Annotated in this window: 23 protein-coding genes; 14 read left to right on the forward strand and 9 right to left on the reverse strand. The window is 54.5% G+C overall.

Features of this window, described 5'->3' with window-relative positions; translation table 11 throughout:
* Positions 1-152: 152 nt before the first annotated feature.
* A complete protein-coding gene (locus ELY25_RS12620) occupies positions 153-1,907 on the reverse strand; it encodes a putative bifunctional diguanylate cyclase/phosphodiesterase (protein ID WP_126951629.1) in 1,755 nt (584 codons plus the stop codon).
* Between the two features lie 877 nt (positions 1,908-2,784).
* Here ELY25_RS12620 and ELY25_RS17815 point away from each other — a divergent pair.
* From ELY25_RS17815 to ELY25_RS12635, 4 genes are all read left to right on the forward strand, one after another.
* A complete protein-coding gene (locus ELY25_RS17815; protein ID WP_185856255.1) occupies positions 2,785-2,934 on the forward strand; it encodes a hypothetical protein in 150 nt (49 codons plus the stop codon).
* A 167-nt stretch (positions 2,935-3,101) separates the two neighbouring features.
* Positions 3,102-4,751, forward strand: a complete 1,650-nt coding sequence (locus ELY25_RS12625) for an ABC transporter ATP-binding protein (RefSeq protein WP_236995742.1) — start codon at positions 3,102-3,104, stop codon at positions 4,749-4,751.
* Positions 4,752-5,036: 285 nt separating this feature from the next.
* Entirely contained in the window at positions 5,037-5,315 is a 279-nt protein-coding gene (locus ELY25_RS12630) for a hypothetical protein (RefSeq protein ID WP_126951631.1), read from the forward strand.
* A gap of 169 nt (positions 5,316-5,484) precedes the next feature.
* Positions 5,485-5,880: a GFA family protein gene (locus ELY25_RS12635; protein WP_126951632.1), complete on the forward strand. Its 396-nt coding sequence runs from the start codon at positions 5,485-5,487 to the stop codon at positions 5,878-5,880.
* A gap of 151 nt (positions 5,881-6,031) precedes the next feature.
* Here the strand turns inward: ELY25_RS12635 and ELY25_RS12640 are convergent, their stop codons facing one another.
* Positions 6,032-6,778, reverse strand: coding sequence for a sulfite exporter TauE/SafE family protein (locus ELY25_RS12640; RefSeq protein WP_126951633.1), 747 nt, complete (start codon positions 6,776-6,778; stop codon positions 6,032-6,034).
* A 119-nt stretch (positions 6,779-6,897) separates the two neighbouring features.
* Between ELY25_RS12640 and ELY25_RS17890 the strand changes: the two genes are divergently transcribed.
* The 8 genes from ELY25_RS17890 to ELY25_RS12675 all read left to right on the forward strand — a co-directional run bounded on the left by ELY25_RS17890 (position 6,898) and on the right by ELY25_RS12675 (position 11,851).
* Complete coding sequence (locus ELY25_RS17890) at positions 6,898-7,203, forward strand: LysR family transcriptional regulator (RefSeq protein ID WP_221885502.1); 306 nt, start codon at positions 6,898-6,900, stop codon at positions 7,201-7,203.
* A gap of 2 nt (positions 7,204-7,205) precedes the next feature.
* Positions 7,206-7,529, forward strand: a complete 324-nt coding sequence (locus tag ELY25_RS18195) for a LysR substrate-binding domain-containing protein (RefSeq protein ID WP_221885462.1) — start codon at positions 7,206-7,208, stop codon at positions 7,527-7,529.
* A gap of 142 nt (positions 7,530-7,671) precedes the next feature.
* On the forward strand, positions 7,672-8,475 hold the full coding sequence (locus ELY25_RS12650; RefSeq protein ID WP_126951634.1) for a M48 family metallopeptidase: 804 nt from the start codon (positions 7,672-7,674) through the stop codon (positions 8,473-8,475).
* Between the two features lie 111 nt (positions 8,476-8,586).
* Positions 8,587-8,793, forward strand: coding sequence for a ParD-like family protein (locus ELY25_RS12655; protein ID WP_126951635.1), 207 nt, complete (start codon positions 8,587-8,589; stop codon positions 8,791-8,793).
* The gene (map, locus tag ELY25_RS12660) at positions 8,786-9,577 is read left to right on the forward strand and encodes a type I methionyl aminopeptidase (protein WP_126951636.1); all 792 of its coding nucleotides are present in this window, start codon (positions 8,786-8,788) and stop codon (positions 9,575-9,577) included. The genes ELY25_RS12655 and map overlap by 8 nt, the downstream gene beginning before the upstream one ends.
* Before the next feature lie 214 nt (positions 9,578-9,791).
* On the forward strand, positions 9,792-11,108 hold the full coding sequence (locus ELY25_RS12665; RefSeq protein WP_126951637.1) for a S8 family serine peptidase: 1,317 nt from the start codon (positions 9,792-9,794) through the stop codon (positions 11,106-11,108).
* 64 nt (positions 11,109-11,172) lie between these two features.
* Positions 11,173-11,412, forward strand: a complete 240-nt coding sequence (locus ELY25_RS12670; protein WP_126951638.1) for a hypothetical protein — start codon at positions 11,173-11,175, stop codon at positions 11,410-11,412.
* Positions 11,413-11,458: 46 nt separating this feature from the next.
* The gene (locus ELY25_RS12675) at positions 11,459-11,851 is read left to right on the forward strand and encodes a DUF2784 domain-containing protein (protein WP_126951639.1); all 393 of its coding nucleotides are present in this window, start codon (positions 11,459-11,461) and stop codon (positions 11,849-11,851) included.
* Positions 11,852-11,866: 15 nt separating this feature from the next.
* Here ELY25_RS12675 and ELY25_RS12680 read toward each other — a convergent pair whose 3' ends face one another.
* From ELY25_RS12680 to ELY25_RS12695, 4 genes are all read right to left on the reverse strand, one after another.
* Positions 11,867-12,625, reverse strand: a complete 759-nt coding sequence (locus ELY25_RS12680) for an alpha/beta hydrolase (RefSeq protein WP_126951640.1) — start codon at positions 12,623-12,625, stop codon at positions 11,867-11,869.
* Between the two features lie 12 nt (positions 12,626-12,637).
* Entirely contained in the window at positions 12,638-13,882 is a 1,245-nt protein-coding gene (gene kynU, locus ELY25_RS12685; protein WP_126951641.1) for a kynureninase, read from the reverse strand.
* Positions 13,883-13,958: 76 nt separating this feature from the next.
* Positions 13,959-14,792: a tryptophan 2,3-dioxygenase gene (gene kynA, locus ELY25_RS12690; protein ID WP_126951642.1), complete on the reverse strand. Its 834-nt coding sequence runs from the start codon at positions 14,790-14,792 to the stop codon at positions 13,959-13,961.
* A gap of 2 nt (positions 14,793-14,794) precedes the next feature.
* On the reverse strand, positions 14,795-16,219 hold the full coding sequence (locus tag ELY25_RS12695) for a M20 family metallopeptidase (RefSeq protein ID WP_126951643.1): 1,425 nt from the start codon (positions 16,217-16,219) through the stop codon (positions 14,795-14,797).
* A 209-nt stretch (positions 16,220-16,428) separates the two neighbouring features.
* Between ELY25_RS12695 and ELY25_RS12700 the strand changes: the two genes are divergently transcribed.
* A complete protein-coding gene (locus tag ELY25_RS12700) occupies positions 16,429-17,331 on the forward strand; it encodes a LysR family transcriptional regulator (protein ID WP_126951644.1) in 903 nt (300 codons plus the stop codon).
* 28 nt (positions 17,332-17,359) lie between these two features.
* Here ELY25_RS12700 and ELY25_RS12705 read toward each other — a convergent pair whose 3' ends face one another.
* The 3 genes from ELY25_RS12705 to ELY25_RS12715 form a co-directional block, all read right to left on the reverse strand.
* Complete coding sequence (locus ELY25_RS12705) at positions 17,360-18,790, reverse strand: YfcC family protein (RefSeq protein ID WP_126951645.1); 1,431 nt, start codon at positions 18,788-18,790, stop codon at positions 17,360-17,362.
* A gap of 493 nt (positions 18,791-19,283) precedes the next feature.
* Positions 19,284-20,081, reverse strand: coding sequence for a penicillin-insensitive murein endopeptidase (gene mepA, locus ELY25_RS12710; protein WP_236995733.1), 798 nt, complete (start codon positions 20,079-20,081; stop codon positions 19,284-19,286).
* Positions 20,082-20,151: 70 nt separating this feature from the next.
* Positions 20,152-21,330 (reverse strand): alpha/beta hydrolase family protein, encoded by a 1,179-nt coding sequence (locus ELY25_RS12715; protein ID WP_126951647.1) that lies wholly within the window; start codon positions 21,328-21,330, stop codon positions 20,152-20,154.
* Positions 21,331-21,749: 419 nt separating this feature from the next.
* On the opposite strand from ELY25_RS12715, the gene ELY25_RS12720 reads away from it, so the two are divergent.
* Positions 21,750-22,256 (forward strand): MgtC/SapB family protein, encoded by a 507-nt coding sequence (locus ELY25_RS12720; RefSeq protein ID WP_126951648.1) that lies wholly within the window; start codon positions 21,750-21,752, stop codon positions 22,254-22,256.
* The last annotated feature ends 48 nt before the right edge of the window (positions 22,257-22,304 follow it).

A 22,304-nucleotide genomic window follows, 5' to 3' on the forward strand; every position in this document is an offset into this window, starting at 1 on the left:
AGGTAAGGGCGTTGGAAGAAACGCGTAAGGCGCTCACTATTGAAATTATCGCTTAACGTAATGCGTAACCAGGCACAAACGCTTTAAGAAATTTTTGCAGTACAGCGAGCTAGACGTACCTCCCCGCTAATGAAGCGGGGAGTCGTCCGCAGTTAAACTGTTCTGTCATGTAGCCACTTCTCAAATGCCCCGGGTAATAGCGGTTTAGCGATAAAATATCCCTGGGCCTCGTCGCAACCTAGTTCCATGAGGCGGCGGTAGGAAGTATCGTTTTCTATTCCTTCGGCCACCACTCGGTAGCCCAGGTCATGGGCCATTGAGATCATGGAATTAACCAGCGTCTCGGTGCGCGCGTCCTCACCAAGTTCGGTGATAAAGCGGCGGTCTATTTTTACGGTGTGGGCAGGAATCTCGTGCAGATAAGAGAGGCTGCTATAACCGGTACCAAAATCATCGATAGCGACTCGCAGGCCTGCCGCGATCAGCGTCTTAAGCTGGTTAGCTGCCACTTCCCCCTGGCTGATCAGAGCGCTTTCGGTAAGTTCCACTTCTATAGCGGTGCTCGGTAGCGCCATGCACGCCATTTCATCCAGGAGCCGTATGGCAAAATCCTCTTCCTCGAGATTGGTTGCTGATACATTGACCGAAATCTGGAGTGTTTTCCCTTCTCGATGCCAAGCTGCCGCCTGTCGAATGGCATGACGCAACACCCACTGCGTTAGTGGTTTTGCCATGGGCGTATTTTCGATCAATGGAATAAATTCGCCAGGCGATATTTCACCCAGAGTGGGGTGTTGCCAGCGCAACAGCGCTTCTGCCCCTAAACACTCTCCGTTCGTCAGGGAGACTCGCGGCTGGAAGACCAGATAAAGCTCATTCATGTTTTCAAGTGCCGGGCCGATGCCACCCAATATGGTAAAGCGTCGTTGGTAATGGGCATCTAGATCCAATGAAAAGAGCCCGGCAGATTTTCCTGCCTGGCGAGCATCCAGGCAAGCAGCATGAGCGGTTCGCAAGACATCTTCGGGCGTAACTTCGCTCAGGCTAAAAGGAGCGATGCCCATGGTGGGTCGTAACAATACGGGTGCGGCTCGGGTGGACTCAAGCACGAGCAGCGCTTGGCGTAAGCGAGTCGCTTCTTCCAGCAGGTCGGCATCACTCGTTTGATCCACCAAATGCACAAATTGACATCCGCCCAGGTGATAGAGCTTCGATTTTGAGTCGATGGCCTGCTGCAGGCAACGGGCAGTAACGCGTGCCAGCTCATCAAGAAAAGCGGGCCCCATGGTACGGTGAAGCGTACTTAATTCACTGGCATCGACCACCTCGGTAAATAAGGCAACTTTCTGTCCATTCGGTGCATTTCGCTCCATGTCTTGCAAGTCTTCGGCAAACTGATGACGGTTGGAAAGGCCTGTCAACGGGTCAATCCGGCCGAAAGCATGCTGCAATTCAATCTGAGCCATTACCATGGCAGCCAGATCGTAAAGCGTCTTCTGTTCCTGTTCAGACACCTCACGAGGTTGAGTGCCCAGAACGCACATCGCGCCAAAGGTATGGCCCTCTCGCGTCACTAGCGGTGCGCCCGCGTAGAAACGAATGCCCGAGTTCGCTAAATTGCTATTCCGGTAGCGATCCGAGGCGAGAAGATCCGGGATAATAAGGATTTGAGAGGAGTCACAGACGTCCGCGCAGGGCGCCGTTTCACGAGGTATCTCCCAATGGTCAACGCCCACTCTAGACTTAAACCACTGACGGTTCTCATCAGTAAGCGACACGGCTGCGATCGGCAAACCGAAAAGCTGACTGGCCATTCGTGTGATCCGGTCAAAACTTTCACTGGGCGAGGTATCCAGCAGATTTAACTGGCGGAGTGCGAATAAACGGTCCTGTTCTTGGGTATTCATTAAGCGTTGTTCTACCCTGTGGAGAATATTGATCCTTGAGTAATGATTATACTCGTCAAATGTGAATGTTATTGATTGATAAAATACACTTTCTTATGCTTTTTACATTAAAGGGACATTAATGGCTCCGACATCGTCAGGCGCAGAATTACTATGCCACTACAGTTTGAAGGAGTTATTGAATCAGCAAAATAATGAGGAGGTCGCCATCATCGCCGCAATGAGCCATATGTGCATCGATGCAACTACCGCGCAGCTTCGGATTTGGGTTACAAGACAACGATTATCCATGATGCCTGCGCCACGCTGGATCTTGAATTCGATGGCAGGAAGGTGCCAGCGTCTCAGGTTCACGCAACGATAATGGCAGCCTTGGCATTCGCTTACGGCACGGTAACTACAACGCAGCAATATGTCGGCTAATGCCATATCAAGCCATTCCACCCGGGTTTCGGTCAGGCGCTGGCTGAGCAGTATCAATACCAGGGCGCAGGGCTTGTTATGTAAATCGCTGAAAACGTATGTCCACGCCCCGCATGCACCACACCATTATCGCTGGTCAGATAAGCGCCTTCCGTAGAGGTGTTGCCCAGCATCGCTCCTACCTATGACAGAGTAAGACGTGGCTGGCCCAAAATACCGTTCTGCCACCGTACCAGTGAGATTGCAGAGGGCATGACATCAGCCATGCTTTCTTGGGGTGCCTCATCGGCCAATGGCGCCGGGACCGATAATCCGGATACTTCTTGGAATTAATACCGGTTTCCGATTCGGGTATCTGAACCAGTCAGGTCACGCCGGAACGACTAGCGTATTCCTATCTATTAGCTATCCTCTAGTCAATCATGGAGCGTCACATAATCGGGAGGCACTGCCTGTGCCCAGGAATCTGCTGATAGCGGAAATCGGTGTCGAAGGGGCCAAGCGGTTGCTCTGGCTGCGCTATGTCATTGAACTTGCCGATCAGCAGGCACGTCTCAAGGCGTTATTCACTTCCCACCCGCAGATGGCCGACGCCACCCTATGACATATTCCACAACAAAGGGAGATGTCGCCTCACTTGCATTGCGGCCTTTGCCCCATCGGCCGGTCGCCTTTTTGATGCGCTACGTGCGCATTCGCTCCTGGCAATTCGGCCTGCTGGCGACCGTCGTCATCAGCGCGGCGGCCTGCGCGGTCGCCGTGCAGTATGGCATGAAGCTGTTGGTCGATGGCATGGCGGACCAGGAACGTACCTTCGACAGCGTCCTGACCCCGTTTCTCCTCTTCATCGGCCTGATCGGATTCGAAAACGTGTTGTGGCGAGGCAGTGGCTGGCTGGGTAGCCGCTCGATCGTGAAGACCTGCGCCGATATGCGCGTCGACCTATTCACGCATCTGACCGGTCACTCGATGCGCTACTTCGGTCGGCATCATACCGGCGCGCTGGGGACACGCATCTCGGCGACCGGTGGCTCGGCAGGGTCTATCATGACCACGCTCACCTGGAACATCACGCCACCGTGCGTCGACTTCATCGGTGCCGTGATAATCTTCTCAACCATCGACTGGCGCATGGCCGCGGCGCTGGTCGCCTTCGTTGCCATTGTCGCCGTCATCATTATCGGCTTCGGCATTCGTGGCCGCCATCTGCATCAGGAATTCGCCCGCCAATCTTCACAGATTGGTGGCGAGGTTGTCGATCTGGTCTCCAACGTGTGGACCATCAAGGCCTTTTCCGCGCGCCAGCAGGAGCGTGACCGCTTGGCCCACGTGATAGGAAACGAAGCGCGCGCTCAGCGACGTAGCTGGATGTATGTCGAGAAGGCCCGCGTACTACACGATATCTGCCTATGGGTGATGGCCGGTTCGATGCTGCTGTGGGCGCTCTGGCTATGGACCGAGGGAAGCGTCACCTCGGGCGACGTGGTCGTAGTCAGTGCACTGACGTTCCGCATCCTGCACGGTTCGCGAGACCTGGCGCTGGCGCTGGTGAATATCTCACAGGAGTTTGGTGCCATCGCCGATACGCTTAACATCATCGCCCGCCCCCATGATCTTGAGGACCCACAGGACGATCGACCTCTGGAAGCGAAGGCCGGCACGATCAATTTCGACCAGATAACCTACGCCTACCCCAACGGCCAGCAGGTATTCAAGAATTTCTCGCTGCATATCCCGGCGGGCCAGAAGGTGGGCATCGTCGGCGCCTCGGGGGCCGGGAAGTCGACGCTGGTATCGCTGATCCAACGCCTCGATGATGTGCAGGAGGGGCGTATCTTAATCGATGGTCAGCCGATAGACGCCGTCAACCAAGACAGCCTGCGTATGGCCATCGCTGTCGTCCCGCAGGAGAGTGCACTGTTCCACCGCAGCATCATGGAAAACATCCGCTATGGGCGCCCCGATGCTTCGGATGCCGAGGTTATTGCCGCCGCCAAGCATGCTTATTGCGACGAGTTCATACGCGAACTGCCACTGGGCTACGACACTCAGGTGGGCGAGCGCGGCATCCGGCTCTCTGGGGGCCAGCGTCAACGTCTAGGGATTGCGCGCGCCTTTCTCAAGGATGCGCCGATTCTGATTCTCGACGAGCCTACCTCGGCGCTAGACACCCACTCCGAGCGCGAGATCCAGATGGCACTCACCCAATTGGTACAGGGGCGTACCGTCCTCGCCGTGGCGCACCGGCTCTCAACCGTATCAACCTTTGACCGCATCGTGGTGATGCGCAGCGGCGAAGTTGTCGAGGATGGGCCGCCCGATGAACTGCGTCGCCAGGAAGGCATCTTTGCATCACTGTGGCGCATCCAGGCCGATGGCTTTGCTACCGAAACGACGACTCCGGGCAATGCAACGAGTTGACCTTCCGGCAACTTGGCTGCGCCCTGTAACCCTGTCAACCTGTGTGTAAGCTTGGATCTCTATGACCGCTTTTGGCCGAATACTGCTAATCACTCTATCCTGAGAGATAGCAAACGATACGAAAGTGATCTGCCGGAAATGTAATCAGCATGGCCGTTTGTTTTATACATTGGCAAGACTAGTAGTTTTATGCGCAAGGCAATTCTTGGGTTCAAGAATTTAGTAGATTAATAATGATAGTTACGTTTGGGATAGTCTCGTTGTGACTTAGCTAAGGTTGGGAATATGGAACAGTTATATAATTCATTTGCCAATACACCATTATGGATTGTTTTAGCTTTAATTTGCATTGGATTTGGTATTGCCGGCTGGCGCAAATGGAAATCGGTAAATGATAGACATAGGGCGACTAGCCTTGAAGCAAGTTCTAGTAGTTCCAAGCCCCAAAAATTATTGGGAAAAGTTGAGGTTTATGTAGGTATTGCAGCTGGAATAGTGGGTAGCATAAGCGGATTAATTCAAATAGGCGTTTTCTTTGGCTGGTGGCCAGAGGTATTGGGGTAAGAGGGGGGCTAGGACTTTGCTAAAAATAATACCGAATTGTTTCCTGATAACGTAATAATGGCCAATATAATGCCGTTTTTTATGTCGGTGCACTTTCGCCGTTATGCAAAACAAAATTTCTCCGTTTCGCATACTGCTAGGTAACTTAGGCTAAAAGGAGATCATTACAATGCTCAAACAGGTAGGCGAAGTTGAAATTCAGCCCAAACACAGAGCTACGTGCCACTGTGGCATGGTGGAACTAGAAATTGGCCTGCCTGATGGTCTTGTTGATCCGAAAAGGTGTAACTGCTCTATTTGTGTGCGAAAAGGAGCGGTTATGGCCTATGTGCCAGTAAGTGGCCTGCGCGTTATTAAAGGTGCTGAGCACCTTAAGCTTTATCAGTTTAATACGCAGGTCGCAAAGCACTATTTTTGTTCGAACTGCGGTATCTACACGCATCATCAAACACGCTCTCATCCTGATATGTATGGATTCAATGTTGGGTGTTTGGTGGGCGTATACCCACATGATATTGGCAATGTTCCGATCAGTGATGGCATAAACCATGAATCGGATTTGTAGTATAGAGCCTAATCAAGTGTTCCAATTCGTTCAGGTCAAACCACCCTCCAAGACAGCCTTGTCTCCGCTTCGCTACAGTTGTCAATGAACAACGGCATTAATCAAGTTTTAGTGCGAGTATCTGGCATGAATAAACATATTCTGCTGAAGGTCAAAGAAGCGGCCGACTAGCAAGCTCAAGCCCCAGCAATATCAAGAAGAGCAAAAAGCACTGGCGGAACCGCTTAGGGCTAATCCGCATCCGTACATATTGACCCGCCCACATTCCGATCAGTGCAGGAATAATCGCCACGGCGGACGTGCCTAACTGCGTGGCCTGGAAAGCATCATGGGCGAACAGCCCGAATGCCAGTGCGACTGTGGAAACAGTGAATGATAAGCCTAGGGCTTGTACGAATTCTTCCCGATTCATATTTAGCGAGGCCAGATACGGCACGGCCGGCATCACGAACACGCCCGTGGCGCCCGTGACTATTCCCGTTATCAGGCCGATCACCGGGGAAAGCCACCGCTCCAAGAACATGGAAACAGAGAAAGTGGGGGCGATAAGCGCATAACCTGCGTAGACCATCAAAGCAATGCCGAGTCCAAAACCGGACCAGAGCGGATCTACGCGCACCAGCAACGCGGAGCCTGCAATCGTGCCTAGGCAGATGCACAGCATCATTGGCCATAAACGTCTTATCAACTGCGTGATCGATGGACCGGAAAACAGCTGCCAGACATTGGTCACGAAAGAGGGGAGAACGAGAAGGGCAGCAGCGCTCGCCGGTGGCATTGCCATGCCAAGTAACCCCATCGCGACGGTAGGCAGGCCCATGCCGGTGACGCCTTTTACAACGCCAGCCACCAGGAAGGTGCCCACCAGAAACAGAAGATACACCATGGAGTCGTGCATAGAAGGCCCGAGTTGAGGAACGGCTGCGAGCTCAATTGAAGCGCAGGATAATGCCCGACACAATACGGAATTATCAGCTCACCCTTCGGGTAATCCGAAGACAGGCGCGAGGCACTTTCATGCGACTCGACTTGGTAGATCTTCATCTATTTCTTTGTATTGTGGATGCGGGAAGCATCACCGCTGGGGCAAATCGTGCCCATCTGGCGTTGGCGTCAGCCAGCGAGCGGGTTCGCAAGATCGAAAGTGCCGCTGGCGTCGCCTTGCTGGAACGGCGGCCTAAGGGCGTGGTCACCACAGAAGCTGGAGAGGCGTTGGCCCATCATGCACGCCATATACTTCGCCAGCAGGAAATGCTTAAAGGTGAGCTGCAAGACTTCGCGATGGGCGCACGCGGCACCCTTCACCTCTACGCCAATTCGTAGGCCTGGCCCAGGGGAGTGCCCTACAGGATCATATTAATGATCAGGCACGCACAGCAGGCCGCCTTCTTGATCTGCGAATTCGCATGAAAACATATGAAGGTGTGTGCGAGATGGTGTCTCACGGGGTAGGTATCGGCATTTTGCCGCAAAGTGTCGCTAAGCGTTATAGGCGACGGCATTCCTATGCAACGCTTTTGTTAACCGACGCCTGGGCGCGTCGGCAGCTATGCCTGTGTTTCAGGGAATGGAAAGTACTGTCTGCGCCTATGCAACGCTTGCTTACGCATTTGGGAACTAGCCAAGGTAAGCCGAACGTTAGTTCTTAACCGTAAGATCATGGTCGCCACTTATGGCTTACAATAATGATCGGTACCTTAGATTAGGCAGCGTCGACTAGCGCGATGAAGACACGCCTGCGAAGCCCCCGATACCTTGCCGCACGTTTCCTGACCACAGGTGAAACCATTGATGTACCCACGATTTATTTTACGCCTGCTGGTCTTGGTGCCGCTGCTACTGCTGGCAGGCTGTGATGAGACGCCGACCGGGCGCTCCCAGCTGGCGTTAGTGCCTCATAACATGATGGCGCAAATGGGCGAAGATGCTTTCGAGCAACTGCTAAGCAATCAGCCTGTATCGCGCGATGCGGGTGCCAATCGACTGGTGCAGTGTGTGGCCCAAAAGGTGGTCGCCGCCGCTGAAGCAAGCTATCCCGCCCTCGAGTTTCCTGAAGCCTGGGAAGTCGTTGTGTTTGAAGAATCTTCTCCCAATGCCTTCGCGCTGCCGGGTGGGCGCATCGGTGTGCATAGCGGTTTATTGGATGTGGCCGAGACGCCCGCCCAGCTGGCAGCGGTGATCGGGCACGAGGTGAGCCATGTGCTGGCTGATCATGGCAATGAACGGCTTACCCAGCAGCTCGGCATTAAAGCCGTATTAATGCTTGTGGGTTTGTTAGGGGAAGGGGATATGGGGCATCATCAATTGATGCAGGCGTTGGGCATCGGTGCCCAGCTCGGCATCAGCCTGCCGTTCAGCCGCACCCATGAGGAAGAAGCCGATTTGATGGGCTTAGCCATCATGGCTCGTGCCGGGTTCGATCCGCAACAGAGCGTGGCGCTATGGCGCAATATGGCCGCTGTCGGCGGCGGCCAGCCGCCAGAGTTCCTGTCTACTCACCCGGCTCATGCCTCCCGCATCAAGGCATTACAGCAAGGCTTGGAAGAGGCCACGGCCACCTATCGCACGGTTGCCCCTGCTAACTGTTCAGGTTAGTTGAAGGTCAGCCATGCAGTAGTGGTATCGTTTGGTGAAATTCTGGCAGCTTGCTGCCCGTCTATACGCTAATATATGATCCATATGCGTTTCATATATAAAGGGCATTCCATGGGCATCGTAAAAATCAACGACCAGCTACACGAAGACATTCGTAAAGCCAGCTCGGTCATGGTGCGCTCGATCAACGCGCAGGCGGAATACTGGATTAAGGTAGGCATGCTGGCGGAGGCCAATCCGGGTATGACCTTCTCTGACATCATGCGCGAGCAGATGAAGCAGGCGGACGTTGAGGTAAGGAAGGTGATCGGTGGCTAACGTAGTGCTCAAAAATGAAGAAGAGTTGAAGCTGATGCGCGAAGCTGGGCGTTTGCTCGCGTCGGTATTCAGCTATCTCGATACGCTGATCGTGCCGGGTGCGACCACCATGCAGATCAATGACTGGGCCGAGCGCTATATCGTTGATGAGTTAAAAGCCCGCCCGGCCAGTAAAGGGCAATACGATTATCAGTATGTGCTGAATGCCTCTGTGAATCATGTGGTGTGTCATGGCATTCCTTCTGAAGCGCAGGCGCTTAAATCCGGCGATATCGTTAACGTCGATATCACGCTTGAGAAGAACGGGTTAATTGCTGATTCGAGCAAGATGTACCTAGTGGGGGATGTAAAACCCATTGCAAAACGCTTGGTCGATAAAACCTATGAGGCCCTGTGGGAAGGCATCCGCGCCGTTAAGCCGGGGGCAACGCTCGGTGATGTGGGCCACGCGATTCAACGGCATGCGGAACAGAACGGCTACTCGGTGGTGCGTGACTACTGTGGCCACGGCATTGGCCGGGAAATGCATGAAGAGCCCGAAGTATTGCACTACGGCAAGCCGGGGAAAGGGTTGGTATTAAAAGAAGGTATGGTGTTTACCATTGAGCCCATGATTAACCAGGGCAAAGCCAAAATAAAAACCAAGAAAGATGGCTGGACGGTAGTGACCAGTGACAAAACATTATCCGCGCAGTGGGAGCATACGGTAGCGGTTACTGCTGATGGTGTTGAGGTGCTGACACTTCGTGATGAGGAACGTATTCAACCTGAAATTCATCAGTAAATAGTGCCCTCTTCTAGCCTCATATCACAAAAGCCTAAATCACTCTGGCGAAGTTGATTGAGTACGTTACGCTGAAAATATCCTGTTTGCGCATGGATGCAGCTGACCTTCCGTGCTGACCCCCTGATAGGACCCATACGTTGTTTCTTTGGCCGCGGGATGCGTTTACGCGCTGGCGGCCGGTACCGTAAGAACCAGACGAAGAGGAACCAGGATGGCGACAAAACCAAAAGGTAACGGCGGCGGCAAGTCTTCTGATACGGGTAAGCCGATCAATTCAGTCTCGTGCGGGGCTGAGCAGCTTCTTTTGACGGCGCTGGAGCGGGGTAGCCACTGCCTGGAAACTGGGCGCTTTCTGATCAGTTATCGGGAAGGGTTGTTGGAAGAGGGGATTAAATCCCTGAAGGATCGCAAGTTTCGGGTAGCGGATGCGCGTGACTTTGCAGACCAGGCGGTGAGCCTTGAAGATGCCGGCGATGCCGAGGCCATGGTGTTCCCGGAACTGGGCGTGGCGCTTGTAGGGGGCGACGCCTTGCAGCAGCACGGCATGAGCATTTACGACGACGTATTCACCCAGGGCCCGATCGAAATCATCGAGCCTGAGTATTTTGCCTTCGCGGAAAACTCGGAGTACCTGCGGGGCTTTCTGCGCGCGGCGAGTACTATTGCGCAGGATCTTGGCGTTGACCGGGGGATGGACGAGGGCGAAGAAGAGAATCCGGCGGATACGAATGGCGTTACCTGGGGGCTTGCCCGGTGCAAGGTGGCGCAAAGCCGCTGGAGCGGCGCCGGTATCAAGGTCGCCGTGCTGGATTCAGGCATGGACCTGGGGCACCCCGATTTTGCAGGCAGGCCATTTGATAGCCGCTCATTTGTCGGGCAGCCGGTTCAGGATATCAACGGGCACGGCACGCACTGTATCGGCACGGCCTGCGGCCCCCGGGTGGCGTCTGGAAGTACGCCGGGGTATGGCGTCGCGTTTGATGCCGAAGTGCTGGTAGGCAAAGTGCTGACCAACTCCGGAAGCAGTACCGGGGCAAGCGTGCTGGCCGGATTGAACTGGGCCGTGGCCAACCGTTGCGAAGTGATCTCGATGTCTCTGGGTAGCCAAAGCCCTGTGCAGGCGGCGTTTACCAACGCGGGCGCGGCTGCGCTACGCAACGGCTGCCTGGTGATTGCCGCAGCGGGCAACGAGGGAATGAATACCGGCTCGCCTGCCAATTCACCCACCATGCTATCGGTGGCCTCGCTTGACCCCAACTTGCGGCCTTCGAGCTTTTCCAATTACGGTAAGATTGATATATCCGCCCCCGGGCGGGATGTCTTCTCATCTTGGCCGCGGCCGATCAACTACCGCACGATCAGCGGTACCAGCATGGCAACGCCCCACGTGGCAGGCTGTGCCGCGCTCTGGGCGCAGTCGGATGCATCGCTCAGAGGTATGAACCTGTGGCGGCGGTTGGTGGATTCTGCGCAGAGCCTGTCTTTCCCCGAGGCTCGCGTAGGCGCGGGGCTGGTACAGGCGCCTTAATGCGCTGATAATCTCTGGGTAGCAGCGTTTGGCTGCCCAGGGAAACCACCTCGGAGACACAACGATGCAGAAGATTGAGCTGTGGATCATCACTATCTCAAGTGATCAGTCGATCACCGATATCGCGGCACGCCTGAAAGCGGAAGGTCTAACGATCAGGGATCTGCTTGAAGATATCGGCTGTATTACCGGTGCGGCCGATAATGCCACGGCCGAGCGCTTGAAATATATCGAGGGCGTAGTGGATATTGCCCCGGATATGCCGTTCGGGATAGGTCAGCCCGGTTCAAATGAGACCTGGTAAGCGCCATGCTTAAGGGCTGGCGCGCCTTCTAGGTTAGGTAAAATGTATGTCCCCACCGTTGCTACTGTTACTAGCCGATATCATTTTGGTTATTCACGTGCTCTTCGTGGCGTTTGTCGTGTTTGGCCTGCTTGCCATTTACGCGGGCTATTTTCTGAAGTGGCAGTGGGTACGGCATAAAGTCTTCCGTGTTATCCACCTGTGCGCCATTGGCTATGTGGTGGGGCAGACATGGCTGGGGGTGATTTGCCCTTTAACCACCTGGGAAATGGCGCTGCGTGAGCAGGCAGGAGCCGCTACCTATTCAGGCTCTTTTATTCAGCACTGGCTACAGGGTCTGCTTTACTACAGCGCGCCGGAATGGGTATTTGTCGCGCTGTATACGGTGTTTGGCAGTCTGGTGCTTGCTAGTTGGTGGGTGGTGCGGCCTGGTCGTTAAAGCTGCCATCAATCCTTATAGATAATCCAGCACGTCAAAGTGATCGCATGCCGGTAAATCAAGCAGCTCTGCCTTCACGTTGGCGGCGCGAAGGGCGGTGACAAAGTCGTGCCCCTGTTTACGAAAAGTGGGTGGGTCGTTTTCAGCGATCACCACTTGGCAGGGCGGCAGCTGTGCTAGCTCGCCAAACAGCGGACTTAATGCGCGTGCCTGGGCCAGGTTGAGGCCTAGCGGCTCGTTAACGTAGGTGTCCACCAGCGGGGTCAGGTCGTAAACGCCGCTGACCAGCACCAGCTTATCAATCGGCACTCTGCCGCTGGTGGCTACCCAGTAAGCCAGTTGGGCACCTGCGCTATGGCCGCTTAGACGTATCGACCACACGCCACCGCTGTCTGTAAGCGCGTGGTAGGCTTCTTCAAGCCCCTCAATACACTGAGCCACCATGGTTTCAATAGAGGTTGTTGGGGCCAGGCCGTAGCCCAATGAAGCAAAAGCCATGCCGCGTGCCAGGTAGCGCTCGGCCAAAAAGTCGGTGGCGGTGTTAGAAAGCTCCTGCCAATAGCCACCGTGGATAAATACCATCAGCGGCCAGGGACCTTCGCCTTTAGGTATAAACAGGTTGAAACAAGCCGCCGGGGCGTCGCCTGCGTTAAGTGCTATCGGCGGGTGGCGTTCAGCCAGCTCGCGTCCGGCAGCGGCCTGGCGGGCGAGCGTGGCTTCAAAATCCCGAGCGAAATGGCTGGGCGAGTAGGCGAGATCCTGGCTCGTTTCCATGCTGTTGTCTCCTTAGGTCACGGCACTGCGCACATGAAACTGCGCGTCTTGATACTCACCACTTTCCACCACCTCGCGAAAGTGCTTGGCGGCCTGCCATACGTCTTCAAAGCTGAGATAAAGCGGCGTAAAACCAAAGCGCATCAGCCCAGGCTCCCGGTAGTCGCCAATCACGCCGCGCGCAATCAGCGCCTGAACGATGGCGTAACCGTTTTGTGTGTCGATCAGTGATACCTGGCTGCCGCGCTCGCTGGCTGCGGGCGTAATATCCTCAATGCCATGGGAATCATAAAGATCGCTTAAGCATTCACGAAACAGGTCGCTCATAGCCAGGCTTTTCTCACGCAGGGCTTGCATGTCCACCTCAGTCCACATGGTAAGCGAAGCTTCTAGGGCCGAGTAGATAAGCGCCGAGTGCGTGCCGGTACGAAAGCGGGAAATGTCGCCTGCCGGAGAGTAGTCGGCATCAAACGCAAAGGGCGAGGCGTGGCCGTGCCAACCGGAAAGGGGCTGCCAGCCGCCGTCTTGATAGTCGCTGTGCACATACAGAAAAGCCGGCGCGCCGGGGCCACCGTTCAGGTACTTGTAGGTGCAGCCCACTGCATAGCGTGCATCGCTGCCGTTCAAGTCGATAGGCAGGGCGCCTGCCGAGTGGGCCAAATCCCAGATCACTTCGGCGCCGTGGGCATGTACCAGCTGGGTGGTTTCGGCCATATTGCGTAGTTTGCCGGTGCGGTAGTTCACCTGACTAAGCACGACAACCGCCACGCCTTCCAGGTGTTCAGCAAGGTTTGCGTCTTCGGGCAGAAAACGGTGCTCGGCGCCGCTTAACCGGCAAAAACCTTGGGCAATGTAGCCATCGGTCGGGAAGTTGCCACCTTCGGAAAGCACGGCCCGGCGGTCGTTCTGGCATTGACCCAGGATATATCCTAAAAGCTTGAAAATATTCAGGGTGATATTGTCGGTCACGCAGACTTCACCACTTTGCGCGCCAATCACCGGGGCCAATAAATTGCCGAGGCGCTCCGGAGCATCGAACCAGCCTTGGTTCCAGCCCTTGATCAGCTCATCGCGCCACTGGTCCAGCGTATCATCAACGGCTTGTTTGGCCGCACTGGGTTGGGCACCCAAGGAGTTGCCATCCAGGTAAAGTACGCCTTCCGGCAGGGCGAAGCGGTGTTTGAAATCGGCCAGCGGGTCTTGCTGATCGCGTTCACGAACGTAGGCTAGGGTGACACCGTTGAGGCTTGCGCTCATATCAATACTCCTGACAATCGAAGGCCATCATTTTCAACGCGGGCCAGAGGAACCGGGCCCGTACCAGCACTAGGCGTTAAACAGTTGTTCTAACGCTCCAAAGCTCGGGGAAAAACTGCAGATCAAGTGCCTTGACCAGGTAGTTGACCCCCGCCGTTCCACCGGTGCCGCGCCGGTAGCCAATGATGCGCTCGACGGTTTTCATGTGATTGAAACGCCAGCGCTGGAAATTGAATTCGACATCTACCAGCTTTTCGGCAAGCTCGTACAGATCCCAGTGCTTGTCGCTGTTGCGGTAAATCTCGGTCCAGGCTGCTTCCACCTCAGGACTGGCCGTATAGGGAACGCTCCAGTCACGCTCGATTTTATCTTGTGGAATTGCAAACCCACGCCGGGCGAGCAGCTGCAGCACGATGTCGTAAAGGCTGGGGGCATTGAGGCATTCCTGAAGCTTTTGGTAGTGCTTGGGTTTTGCGCGATGCGCTTCAATCAGCTTGGCGTTCTTGTTGCCCAGCAGGAATTCGATTTCACGGTATTGATAAGACTGAAACCCGGAGCTCTGGCCCAGGCTATCGCGAAAGCTTGCATAATCCGCCGGGGTCATGGTGACCAGCACTTCCCAGGCTTTGATCAATTGCTCCTGAATCCGGGCCACCCGGCTGAGCATCTTGAAAGCCGGGGAGAGGTTATCCTGCTGAATATTCGCAGCTGCCCCGTGAGCCTCGTGCAGGCAGAGCTTTATCCAGAGTTCTGACACCTGATGGATGACGATAAACAGTAGCTCGTCGTGCTCTTTTGATGCCGGGTTCTGGCAGGCAAGCAAGGGTTCCAGATCCAGATACTGACCGTAGCTGATGTCCTGATCCCAGTGGATGGCTTCGTTGTCGACGGTGTTTTTGGGAGTCGTCATTATTAGCAAGCCTGATTAGTTGTTAGTGTTTGCGCCCGTGGTTCGCCTAAATCCCAGAATACGCCAGCGGCAAGCTTTAGTCCCTGCTCAACAATACTCTCAAGCAGGTGCTCGTCGGGCGCATGCTGATTGCACGAGGGGTAGGAGTGGGGCAGCCAGACCGTGGGTAGGTTGAGTGCCTCGGAAAAACAGTGATTGGGAATGGTGCCACCCAGGTTAGGTAGAATATATGCCGCTTCCTTCAGGCTCCTTTCTGCTGAATCTGCCACAAAATTGACCCAGGGGTGGTTTGGGTCAAGCCTTGTTGCCGCGTATCCGCCCAGCATCTCGATCTGAATATCATGGAAGCTGTGGGCATCCAGGTGCTGGCGCAGGTTGCTTTGTATTGCCTGCCAGTCGGTGCCTTTCACAAATCGCAGCTGTAGCACCGCTTCGGCGTGTTCCGGAATCGCGCCGACCGGCTTTTGCGTATTGCCTGCGCTAATGGCCAGCACTTCCAGCGTATTGGAGCCATACAGGCGTTCGCCGGCGGTCAACTCCTTTTCACCCCAGTTGGGGTTGAGGGCCGGGTCGGTATCGCCACCGCCGACCGGCAGATCGCGAATCAGGCGGGAAACGTCTTCAGAAATAGCGGGGGCTTTAAGAAAATCGACCTGGATTCTGCCTTCAGGCGAGAGCAGTGTGGCAATGGCATTACTCAGTACAACGGCTGGGTTGGTGATGACACCGCCCCAGTTGCCTGAGTGGCGGCCGCCGTTACCAGTGTTCAGGGTAAGCTTTAACTGAACGACGCCGCGCGAACCCAGAAAAAGCGTGGGCATATCGTGGCGAATTCGCGGGCCATCCGAGGCCAGAAAAAAATCAGCTTCAAGCGCTTCTTTATAGGCTATGCAGGCTTCCTCTAACCCGGGCGAGCCAATCTCTTCGCTCATCTCAAAGAGTATCTTGATGTTGTAGCCCAGCTTGCCCTGGCGCGCCTTGATGGCTGCCTCAAGCGCGGTGAGATTGATACTATGCTGGCCCTTGTTATCGGCCGTGCCGCGCCCGTAAACGCGTCCTTCCACAAACGTCAGCGCCCATGGGTTAAGATTATTGGTCCACTTGTCTTCCTGTCCATCGGTGACATCACCATGGCCGTAAAGCAGAAGGGTGGACAGCGCCGGGTCTTCAATGCGCTGGCCGATCAGCAGGGGCGGAAAGCCCGGCTTGGGGTTGTCGACTATCTGGCAGGTAAACCCAAGCGCCTCCAGCAGCGGCGATATTTCTTGGGTCAGGTACTCAAGCAGGGTGTCGCTGCAGGCAGGGTCCTGGCTAACTGTTTTAAGCGTCACACGCCGTGCCAGCGTGTCATAAAAAGTGCCGTCGGCTAGAGCGTTAATCGCCAGTTTTAAGGCGGCTTCTCGTTCTGAATGTTGCGGTGACTCCATGGTCTGCCTCTGTCGTTGTGATTTTTAGAGAATGCAAAATAGGTAGTGGTCAACTCATACCCAAAGAGTAATTCTTGCCTGACTTTGCGGCTATCATTAATATTTCAAACAATCTTTCTAATCGTTAGAAACCACGGTGGCGATTTCATATACGGTGATACCTGGTTTTGTATAAAAGCCAGGCGGTTGCAGATAAACTTGGAGGCTCTATGCAGGAACTGAACTTGCGCTACTTTCACAGCGTGGCAAAAACGGGTTCGCTTTCCGCTGCCGCTGAAGAGCTGCATGTGGCTGTCTCGGCTGTCAGTCGCCAAGTGACCAATCTTGAACAGCGCCTAGGTATCAAGCTATTTAATCGCCAACCTCGCGGCATGCAGTTAACCGAGGCGGGTAAGCTGCTTCAAGCCTATGCGCTGCGTAACCAGCTTGAAGTGGGTAACGTCATTGCCCAAATGCAGGAGGTGATGACACGCCAACAGCAGAAAATTACCGTGGCCTGTCCGGATGGCATGGCCTGGCACTTTCTACCCAGCGTCATATCCAGCTTTATCAGCCAAAGCCCCGATACGCGTTTTGATCTACACGTGGTGGATTCCGTTCGCGCCTCCGAGCTGGTCAAAACGGGAGAGGCGGATATTGCCCTGACTTTCAGCCTTTCGCCGGATATCGGCATCAAGATTATCTCAAGCCATAGCGCAGCCATCAGCGCGCTGATGACTCAGGATCATCCGCTGGCAAATAAGACGGTGCTGTATGTGGAGGATCTGAGCCACTACCCGCTGACAATGTCGTTGAATGGCTCAACCATGCGGTATTTATTCGATGTGGCGTGCAGCCTTTCGGGCATCAAAGTGCAACCCAGTTTTTCCTGTGATTCATTGGGCGCCACTTACACGATGGTGTGTGAGCACCACAATATGATTGGTCTGTGCAGCGCTGTGGCGGTCAGCGGCAAGACCCAGCAAGAGGGTCTGGTATTAAAACCGCTGCAGGAACCGCAGCTGTCGTTGCGAAGCCTTCAGGTTCAAGTCATGGCAGAGCGCCATATGCCTGAACATATCGACGCTTTTCTGACATTTCTGGAAGGCGAGCTGGTTGCTGCCAGTCAGTAAGTGCATGCTCGCCTATATTTGGTACTCGCTAGAACGGGCCGTAATTGATCGCCACGGCCACGCCTACAAACACCGCCCCGGTTACCACCCAGATCAACACCAGCGGAAGCGCGAACTTGAACCACTCCACGTAAGAAATGCGGGCAATGGCTAAGCAAGCCATCAGTGTGCCCGAAAGCGGAGTAATGATATTGGTGACCGCATCGCCCAGCTTGAAGGTGATAAACGTGGCCTGACGGGTCACGTCCAGCATATCGCCAATAGGCACCATGATCGGCATGACGATTGCCGCTTGGCCGGTGCCCGAGGTGATCAGCCCGTTGAAGATCAGGTTGAACACGTAGAGAAGCTCCATCGCGATAATCCTGCCGTGGCCATCCAGCGAGGTAGCCACGCTGTGCACTAAGGTGTCGATGAGCTGAGCCTGCTTCAACAGCACGATGACCGCCGCCGCCACGCCGACAACCAGCGCCCCGTACATTACCTCGCCCGCACCATTCATCAGGCGTTTGATAAAGGCGTTGGGCGAAATCCGACCGATGAACGCTGTTGCGATACCCAGCATGATAAAAGTGGCGGAAAGCTGAGGAATGCCCCAGTCCCGGTTGAAGGCACCGAACAGGAAAAAGCCAATGGCCAGGGGAAATAGTGCCAGCACTACCTTATGGGTAAGGGTAAAGGTGGGATGGGCATCCGGCTGGCTATCGTAGCCCGCGCTTTCGAACGCCTCAGCACCCATTACGCTTAACCTGGGATCCTGCTTGATACGCTTGGCGTAGCGGCAGATATAGGCGGCGGTAATGGCCAAGAAGACCACAAAGATCGCGCCGCGGTACATGAAGCCTGAAAACAGCGGAAGCTCGGCAATAGTCTGGCCGGTGACGGTCACGGTGGGGTCGAACACGCCAGCGCCAAAACCGGCGTAGGAACCCAGGAAAATGATGGCGACTCCGACGATAGGGTCAAGCTTCATCGAGCGGGCAAGAATCAGGCCGATAGGAATAAACGCGATCGCCAGGTTGGCGCCCACACCCACCGAAGCAAGCGTTGCAAAGGTGGCGCAGTAGACGCAGATAAGCACGTTCTGTCGGCCTTGCGCCAGATTGAGCAAACGGTAAATACCGGCGCTGATCGCCCCGGTTGACTCGATAACCTTCAATACGCCGCCAACAATCAGGATAAGGAAGATTAGCGTAGATGCTGCCACCAGCCCGTTGTGGATAGCGGTGAAGAGATCCATGACGTTAAGGGGCGCGGCCTCGATATAACGAAAGCTGTCGGTGGCCACCTGGGTGAGGCCATTGGCGGTGCTGCGCTCATAGGTACCGGCAGGAATGATATAGGAGGCCAATAAAACCAGGATCATGAAGCCGAAAAGGATAATGAAGACATCCGGCATGGGCAGCTTTTTCTTGACTCGCGCAGCGCCTGCCTCGCCTGGGGTGGTCTTTGAGGACATGAGGATCTCCACTTTCAGAGGATTGTCGTTTTAATAGTTAAGGCTTGCGTAGAGAGGCGTACTTAGGGCGCATCTTGGCCGGTCATATTGCCAGATCTTGTGTTGTTAACATGGATCGTTAACCGCTTTGCCGTTGTATCGTTGTTTGAAAATCAACCTACCAAGGAAGCCAAAGACGAACAATTGTAAATAAAACAAACGAGCTTTCTATTTTCGGCAAGCAATAAGACGCTAGATGACGACAGTTGGTTAAGAGTCGTTTTAATAAAAAGACAGCTGCGTATGAAGCATGAAAGACGCACCTAGCCAGTTCAGAGCGCTTGTATGATCGCGTAGCAAAATGTAGGGGGGCACTACGTCGTCACTAGTGGGTTATTGGCGGCTAGTCTCCCTACGGTAACGCTTGCCTACACTGCATATTCGTTATGGAAGGTGCATGTAGGCAAGGTGATTAAATACAGGTTGTATTCGGCATCCGCGAGGGGGAGCAAGGCTAGGGATTCAACACTGCAGCACAAGCTGGTGGAACGGTACGCCCAGGACTTGGATAAACCTCAGGACGCGGTGTTGGTGGAAATACATGGCAACCTTCACCAGGCGGTGGTTCGGGCTGATCAACACACTCGGTAGCCCCGGGTGGGCAGCGTAACCGCACATGCAGGTGCTCGTCATGCGAATGCCAGGGGCGGATTCGGCGCAACCACGAGCGGTCGTCCCATTCTCGCTCGCACAGATCGTGCTTGACCGCGCCATCCACGAAGATGCGCGCCACCCGCGGATCCTCCGCTGCAAGGCGAATCAATGTGGCGTGATCGTCACTCCAGCGCTCATCAAGCTGATTGGTGACAGGATCGACTAAAATCGGCTGTTCGAGCCCTTCGCGCTCGCTGCGTTCCAGCAGAGGCAGGTCGAGCCGGAACCAGATATCCACGTCCAGCCCACTTTGATGGCTCACATGCCCATACGGCACCGGGCCACCACGCGGTTGAGACATGTCACCCACCAGCATAGGGCCAAAGCCGGCTGCGCTGACACGCTGTCCAAGCATCTGGACATAGTTGATCAGGGTAGGGTGGCCGTAGTGGCGATTGAGGTCCAGATCCACCGCCTGGTAACCTTCCCCTTCAAGGGGAAGCTGCTCAGCCCCGACTATACAGCCGCCACCATGATGACCCATGATGCGCGGTTCGCCGGGCAATGGCTCGACGATATCCGCCCAATCATCTGCCGCGATGGCGCTGATACTCCAAAAGCCACAGGCGGCGGCAAGGGCAGATAGCCTTGCTGTCATGCTTGACCTGCGTCGTAGGGAGCGAAAATAAAGCATAGCTAAAGCATCCTTGTCGTTGATGTATTCTCAATCAGCGTTGTTGGCGAGCAAGCCACTCAAGCCCTGGGCGGTAAAGCATTTCATGCTCGCCATCAAAGAGCACAAGCTCGGCAGGGCCCGACTGAAGATAGAGCAGCACCGCTGAATCAGCGTCATCGAAATCCTTGAAATTGCGCTCCTCATGAGTCGAGCGCTCGGCCAGTTCTTCAGGCACTTCGCGGTTCTCTTCAAGCTGATCGATGAGATCCTGCGAGATTCTGTCCTCTTCGGCGGCCAGGTCGTTAAAAGCGTGCAGTGCCTGTTCTGGTGGCACGGTATTATCATTTATACCGTGAGCCAGGAGCACTCGAAGCTCTCCCGCCACATCAGGAAGGTGGGCACTGGCACTACGTTGGATACATTCTTCCCTGGCTTCGCTACCTTCAGTGGGCTCGCCACCGCAAGCACTGGCTATCTCCTCGGCATACTCTTCACCGCGTTCGGCATTCCATTGATACCAGGTCACCAGATCATAGACGGGTACCCATGCAGCAACACCGGCAAATACCTCCGGGTGACGACTGGCAAAATGCAGCGCATTCATGGCGCCGCCAGAGTAGCCAAGCAGATAAATTCTCGACTCGTCGATGTTGGCATTGTCACGCGCATATTCAAGCGCATCTTCCATATCAGATATAACTAAATCAGAAGCCGTCGACTCGGGGCGTCCATCATTCTCGCCACGGAAGTCGGGGTGTATAAAGACCCAATCATTGGCTACGGCGAACTCACCCAATGGAATATCGATGTTCTGCAGGTAATGGGTGCTCCAGCTGTGCAGCACAATCAAAAGAGGCTTCTCTTCATCAGAGCCGGAGTCATAGTAAAGAGCTGGCTGACTGGCTTCATCAGCTGAAGACGTGATCTCTATATCCTGAATGTCGGGAATATATTCCTGCCAAACTGCCAGATCGGCATCCCTGGAAGTGCCAGGAAAGTCGCTGACGAGAAGATGCTCGCTAGGGTGTTCGAGTGTCATCTCCATTGGGTCCTCAGCGCCTGCCAAGCGGTCCGGCTCTGGTTGTTCCTGAGCGGCACTAAGGTAAGGTGTCCCCATAACAGCGATGCCAAGCGCCAGTGCCAACGGCGCATGCCGATGAAGGCGCTTGGGCGGCTGATCGGTAACAGCTAATAAGTAACAAGATGAAATGGTTTTCTTTGTTGTCTCCATGACTGCTTCTCCTTGGTATGTCTTTATTCTTTACCCCGCGGCCATTGATATTCCTGACACTGATGTCGCGGCCTATTTTCTTCGACAAACGTATTCAGCACTCTGCTAACAAGGTAGTAGAAAGCGCGGAGCTTGGCCTATCTTATGATTATCACAAGGCTATCAAGATGTTTGCATACCCATGAGGTGCCCATGTTTTTAATTCAACATGGACGTGTGTGAGCAAACGTCATATACAGCCTGGGAGGTGTCCTTAATGACACCATTTTGATGGGTTCCTTCAACATCCTGTTCTTTGTCGGGTAGCACGGATGCTTTTGACTACCTTGCAACTTGCTTGAAAAGAATACCTTTTCATAACGCCGCTTGGGTTATCTATAACGGCGGAGTTTGAATAAGTTGACTACAGGGGAGAAGCAATGGAAGTGATACGTAGTGTCATTATGTCTGAATTTTCCGATTTTAATGACTTGAGTGAATTTATTGTTGTGATCATTCGGTTGCTGATGGCCGCTTTTCTTGGGGGACTGCTGGGGCTTGAGCGTGAACAAAGTGGCAAACCGGCTGGAATACGTACTCACATGCTTGTGTGTATGGGGGCGGCGGTATTTGTATTAATTCCCCAGCAAGCAGGCATTTCCGAGGCGGACATGAGTCGGGTTATCCAAGGGGTTGTTAGCGGGATTGGGTTTTTGTGTGCTGGCAGTATTATCACTCGTAAGGATGACCTGTTTGCTACAGGGCTTACCACAGCGGCCGGCATCTGGTTTACAGCGGCCATAGGGATGGCCGTTGGTCTTGGGCGTGAGCAAACGGCGGTTGTGTGTGCGTTGTTGGCTTGGGTGGTGCTTTACGTGGTCCCTATCTTCTCGCGCTCACTCACCAAGAAAAAGCCTATACATCCAGCGTCGAATAAAGAAGATTAGGGTATGAATGAGGTGGGGTCACTGCTAAGTATATCGGTGATATTCCAC

The sequence above is a fragment of the Vreelandella populi genome, assembly GCF_003989825.1.
Classification (GTDB): Bacteria; Pseudomonadota; Gammaproteobacteria; order Pseudomonadales; family Halomonadaceae; genus Vreelandella; species Vreelandella populi.